This window comes from Micromonospora sp. NPDC003776 (assembly GCF_053605645.1).
In genome coordinates this window covers 1-5,694 of record NZ_JBSGJR010000473.1, presented here as the reverse complement: position 1 = coordinate 5,694, position 5,694 = coordinate 1, and the positions used below count along the sequence as shown (strand labels likewise).

General features: G+C 72.0%; 5 protein-coding genes. 4 read left to right on the top strand and 1 reads right to left on the bottom strand.

Annotated features, from left to right (window positions below; all coding sequences use genetic code 11):
* On the top strand, positions 1 to 1,332 hold a 1,332-nt coding region (locus ACWEVO_RS28525; protein ID WP_452310572.1), incomplete at its 5' end, for a gamma-glutamyltransferase family protein.
* Here ACWEVO_RS28525 and ACWEVO_RS28520 read toward each other — a convergent pair.
* The gene (locus ACWEVO_RS28520; protein ID WP_452310571.1) at positions 1,333 to 2,292 is read right to left on the bottom strand and encodes a GlxA family transcriptional regulator; all 960 of its coding nucleotides are present in this window, start codon (positions 2,290 to 2,292) and stop codon (positions 1,333 to 1,335) included.
* A 99-nt stretch (positions 2,293 to 2,391) separates the two neighbouring features.
* Between ACWEVO_RS28520 and ACWEVO_RS28515 the strand changes: the two genes are divergently transcribed.
* From ACWEVO_RS28515 to ftsH, 3 genes are all read left to right on the top strand, one after another.
* Positions 2,392 to 2,580, top strand: coding sequence for a hypothetical protein (locus tag ACWEVO_RS28515; protein ID WP_452310573.1), 189 nt, complete (start codon positions 2,392 to 2,394; stop codon positions 2,578 to 2,580).
* Positions 2,581 to 2,679: 99 nt separating this feature from the next.
* Entirely contained in the window at positions 2,680 to 3,255 is a 576-nt protein-coding gene (gene hpt / locus ACWEVO_RS28510; protein ID WP_091070183.1) for a hypoxanthine phosphoribosyltransferase, read from the top strand.
* A 373-nt stretch (positions 3,256 to 3,628) separates the two neighbouring features.
* Complete coding sequence (gene ftsH, locus ACWEVO_RS28505; RefSeq protein ID WP_452310570.1) at positions 3,629 to 5,641, top strand: ATP-dependent zinc metalloprotease FtsH; 2,013 nt, start codon at positions 3,629 to 3,631, stop codon at positions 5,639 to 5,641.
* The last annotated feature ends 53 nt before the right edge of the window (positions 5,642 to 5,694 follow it).

The window sequence follows — 5,694 nt, the reverse complement described above, 5'->3', positions numbered from 1 at the left end:
GCGATCGCCGCCGGGGCGATCGCCGCCGGGCGCCGCCGCCCCCCCCCCCCCCGCGGCTGGTTGCCGGTGACCGTGCCCGGTGCCCCGGCCGGCTGGCGGGACCTGCACGAGCGGTTCGGTTCGCTGCCCTTCGCCGAACTGTTCGGCGACGCCATCGGGTACGCCGAGCGGGGCTTCCCGGTCGCCCCCGGCACCGCCGCCACCTGGGCGTACGGCGTCGCCGGGCACGCCGGCCTGGCGGGGGCGGAGTTCGCCGAGTTCGACCGGGTGTTCACGGTGGACGGCCGGGCCCCCGGGGCGGGTGAGCGGTGGCGCAACCCGGACGCGGCCGGGACGCTGCGCCGGATCGCGGAGAGCGGGGCGGAGGACTTCTACCGGGGCCGGATCGCGGCGGCGCTCGACGCCCACGCCGCCCGGACCGGCGGCTTCCTGACCGGGGACGACCTCGCCCGGCACCGCTCGACCCGGGTCGACCCGGTCAGCGTGCGGTACCGCGGGCACGAGGTGTGGGAGCTGCCGCCGAACGGGCAGGGGATCGCCGCGCTGCTGGCGCTGCAGATCCTGGACGGGGTAGACCTGGCCGCGCTGTCGGCGGAGGAGCGGCTGCACTGGCAGATCGAGGCGATGAAGCTCGGCTTCGCCGACGCGCACGCGTACGTCGCCGACCCGGAGCGGTCGCCCGTGCCGACCGAAGCCCTGCTCGACCCCGGCTACGCGGCGGCCCGCCGGGCGCTGGTCAGCGACCAGGCGGGCGAGCCGGTGGCCGGGGAGCCGGAGCGCGGCGGCACGGTCTATCTCTGCACGGCCGACTCCGGCGGCATGATGGTCAGCCTGATCCAGTCCACCTACATGGCCTTCGGGTCGCACGTGGTGCTGCCCGGGCACGGCTTCGCGTTGCAGAACCGCGGTCTCGGCTTCCGGCTCGATCCCGATCACCCGAACACGGTGGGGCCCGCCAAGCGGCCGTACCACACCATCATTCCGGGATTCCTGACCCGGGACGGCGCCCCGGTCGGCCCGTTCGGCGTGATGGGCGGGCACATGCAGCCGCAGGGACACGTGCAGCTCGTCTCGGCCACCCTGGACGCCGGGCGCGACCCGCAGGCCGCGCTGGACACCCCGCGCTGGTACTGGCACGCCGGGCGGATCGTGCTGGTCGAACCGGAGCTGGACCCGCGCCTGGTCGCCGGCCTGCGGGCCCGCGGGCACGAGGTCGTCGTCGCCGACCAGCCGGCCGCCTTCGGGTACGGGCAGGCGATCTGGCGGCATCCCTCCGGCGGGTACGTCGCCGGGTCGGAGTCCCGGGTCGACGGGGCGATGCTGGGCTGGTGATCAGGCCTCGACGCGCTCCCGGAAGGTGGTCCGGTAGGCGTGCGGGGTGGTGCCCACCCGGCGGGTGAAGTGGTGCCGCAGCGCGGCGGCGTCGCCGAAGCCGGCCTGGTCGGCCACGCTCTCCACGCTCAGCCGGGTCTCCTCCAGCAGCCGCCGGGCCAGCAGCACCCGCTGGTTGGTCAGCCAGTCGTGGGGCGTGGTGCCGGTCTCGGCGCGGAACCGGCGGGCGAAGGTGCGCGGGGCCATCCCGGCCCGGGCGGCCAGCTCGTCCACGGTGACGGTCCGGTCCAGGTGGCCCATCAACCACTCCAGCACCGGTTCCAGGGTGGGCGCCTCCGGCGCCTTTGGGATCGGCGCCTCGACGTACTGGGACTGGCCACCGTCCCGGTGCGGCGGCACGACCATCCGCCGGGCCAGCCGGGTGGCGACGGCGGAGCCGTGCTCCTGGCGGACCAGGTGCAGGCAGGCGTCGATCCCGGCGGCGGTGCCGGCGCTGGTGAGCAGGCGGCCGTCCTGCACGTACAGCGAGTTGCACCGCACCCGGGCGGCCGGGAAGCGCTGCTGCAGCTCGTCGACGTGCCGCCAGTGGGTGGTGCAGTCCCGGCCGTCGAGCAGCCCCGCCTCGCCGAGCACGAACGCGCCGGCGCAGACGCTGAGGAGCCAGGCGCCCCGATCGGCGGCCCGGCGCAGCGCGTCCAGGACCGGCGGCGGCACGGCCGCCCCCTCGGCGTGGGCGGGCACGGCGACCAGGTCCGCGTCCGCCAGCGGGGCCAGGTCGGCGTGCGGGGTGAGCAGGAACCCCGAGCGGCTACGGACCGGCCGGCCGTCCGCGGTGCAGACGGCGAACCGGTAGCCGGGGAAGCCGTCGGCGGTGCGGTCGGTGCCGAAGAACTCGGCGAGCACGCCGAGTTCGAACGGGGCGACATCGTCGAGGGCCACCACGGCGACGGATCGGAGCATGTGACGAGGGTAACCCCACAGGTGGCAGGAAATCGATGGGCGGTGGCATTCCTGCCACTGTCCGGACGGTGCGGCGGGGCGCAGACTGGGTGCAGTCCGGTGCGCACCGGCGGCGAAACCGACACCAATCACGCGAAAGCGAGCGCCGCCATGATCTTCCTGCTGCTTCTGCTGTTCCTGCTCCTCCTGGGTGCCGCGAGCGGCCTCGGGGTCACCGCCGACAGCCGGGACTCGGCCGACTGGAAGCCGACCGACGACGGCCGCCGTTGGCGCTCCCGTACCTGCTGAGGTGGTTTGCGTGTTGCGCGCCGAATATCCCCGGCGGGACCGCGTCAAAAGGGGCGGCCCCGCCGACGGAGGCCATTGGGCGTACGGCAGGCTAGGAGCATGGCTGACGGCTCCTGGTACGACGCCGACATCGACCACGTGATCATCTCTGAGGCGCAGATCCGCGAGAAGACGGCGGAACTGGCCAAGCAGGTCTCGGCGGACTACGCGCACGTCGAGGACGGACTCCTGCTCGTCTGCGTGCTCAAGGGCGCGGTCATGTTCATGGCCGACTTCGCCCGGGCGTTGGGTCGTCAGGGCCCGCCCGCCGAACTCGAGTTCATGGCCGTCTCCTCGTACGGCCAGGGCACCACCTCCTCCGGCGTGGTCCGCATCCTCAAGGACCTGGACCGGGACATCGCCGGCCGGCACGTGGTGGTCGTCGAGGACATCGTCGACTCCGGGCTCACCCTCTCCTGGCTGCTGCGTTACCTGGAGTCGCGCTCCGCGGCCAGCGTCGAGGTGGTGGCGCTGTTCCGTAAGCCGGACGCGGTGAAGGTGCAGGTTCCGGTGAAGTACGTCGGCTTCGACATCCCGACCGAGTTCGTCGTCGGCTACGGCCTCGACTTCGGTGAGCGCTACCGCGAGCTGCCCTACGTCGGCGTGCTGAAGCCCGAGGTCTACGCCCGCGCCTGATCGGCCGGTGGATCCGTCAAGCGGACGTTCAGCGGACTCTCAGCCTTTCGGACTACGGTAGAGGCCGGTGACGTGGAGGCACCCTCCACGCCCGACCCCTCGTCCGCGTGACCGGGCAGTCGGGAGGTCGGGTGGGGAGCTCCCGGCACGCCGGCTCAAACCTCGGTTCGCCGTACGCGTAAGTGCCGGGCTCGCAAGCTCACATGTGGCACGAACGGTGTACCGTCGAATGACCGCGGCGCGGCAGTTGGCGCGTCTCGGGGTCGGGGCCGGCCCGCACGGCGGCTGCGGCCGCCGCCCGAGGCGGCGACACCATTCAGACGGTCAGGACGTCGATCAGGAGGATGCGGGCGTCTCGGCGCCCGACGACAGCATGGAACGTACGCGTTTCTTCCGCCGACCGGTGGTCTGGATCATCCTGGTCATCCTCGGCGCCGTTGTGCTCAGTCAGCTGTTCACCGCTGGTCCCAGCTACCACCGGGTGGACACTTCCGTTGCGCTCGAACAGCTCAGCAAGGGTGGCATCGAGAAGGTCGTCTTCCAGGACAAGGAGCAGACGCTCCAGCTCGACCTGAAGGACAAGGCCAAGTTCGACGACACCACCACCGACAAGATCTCGGCGCAGTTCCCCTACGAGGTCGGCGGGCAGGTCTGGAACCAGGTCCAGGAGGCGAAGTCGGCCAACCGAATCAGCGGTCCGGTCGACACCAAGGTGTCGTCGGACAGCATCTGGGTGAGCCTGCTGGTCAACCTCCTGCCGATCGCGCTGCTCGTGCTCCTGCTGCTGTTCTTCATGTCGCAGATGCAGGGCGGCGGCTCCCGGGTGCTCAACTTCGGCAAGTCCAAGGCCAAGATGATCACCAAGGACACGCCGAAGACCACCTTCGCCGATGTGGCCGGGGCGGACGAGGCCGTCGAGGAACTGCACGAGATCAAGGACTTCCTGCAGAACCCGGCGAAGTACCAGGCCCTGGGCGCCAAGATCCCGAAGGGCGTGCTGCTCTTCGGCCCGCCCGGTACCGGTAAGACGCTGCTCGCCCGTGCCGTCGCCGGCGAGGCCGGAGTGCCCTTCTACTCCATCTCCGGCTCGGACTTCGTCGAGATGTTCGTCGGTGTCGGCGCCAGCCGGGTCCGCGACCTCTTCGAGCAGGCCAAGTCGAACGCGCCGGCGATCGTCTTCGTCGACGAGATCGACGCGGTCGGCCGGCACCGTGGCGCCGGCATGGGCGGCGGCCACGACGAGCGGGAGCAGACCCTCAACCAGCTCCTGGTCGAGATGGACGGCTTCGACACCAAGGGCGGCGTCATCCTGATCGCCGCCACCAACCGGCCGGACATCCTCGACCCGGCGCTGCTGCGCCCGGGCCGCTTCGACCGGCAGATCCCGGTCGACGCCCCCGACATGGAGGGCCGCAAGGCCATCCTGCGGGTGCACGCCAAGGGCAAGCCGTTCACGCCCGACGTCGACCTCGACTCGGTCGCCCGGCGTACCCCGGGCTTCAGCGGCGCCGACCTGGCCAACGTGATCAACGAGGCCGCGCTGCTCACCGCCCGCAAGGACCAGCGGGCGATCACCAACGACTCCCTGGAGGAGTCGATCGACCGGGTGATCGCCGGTCCGCAGCGCCGGACCCGGGTGATGAGCGACCAGGAGAAGAAGATCACCGCGTACCACGAGGGTGGGCACGCGCTGGTCGCCTGGGCGCTGCCGCACGCCGCGCCGGTGCACAAGGTGACGATCCTGTCCCGGGGTCGGTCGCTGGGCCACACCCTGGTCCTGCCGACCGAGGACAAGTACACCCAGACCCGGGCCGAGATGATCGACACCCTGGCGTACGCGCTGGGTGGCCGGGCCGCCGAGGAGCTCGTCTTCCACGAGCCGACCACCGGCGCCGGCAACGACATCGAGAAGGCCACCGGGCTGGCCCGCGCGATGATCACGCAGTACGGCATGAGCTCCAAGCTCGGTGCGATCAAGTACGGCACCAGCGGCGACGAGCCGTTCCTCGGCCGCAACATGGGCCACGAGCGGGACTACTCCGACGCGGTGGCCGCCGAGATCGACGGCGAGATGCGGGCGCTGATCGAGCTGGCCCACGACGAGGCCTGGGAGATCCTGGTGGAATACCGGGACGTCCTGGACAACATCGTGCTCGAGCTGATGGAGAAGGAGACCCTCTCCACCGCCGACATGGCCCGGATCTGCGCCCGGGTGGCCAAGCGCCCGCCGATGGCCCCGTACCACGGCTTCGGCAAGCGCCAGCCCTCCACCGAGCCGCCCGTGCTCACGCCCGCCGAGAAGGAGGCGCTGAAGGCGCAGGCCCAGGCCGACGGCGCCTCGGTCAGCGGTGCCCCGTCGGCGAACAACTCGGACGGTAACCACTGAGCAGCGACCCGACGGGCCCCGCCCCGAACCCCGGTCTGGCCCGCGCCGCCCGC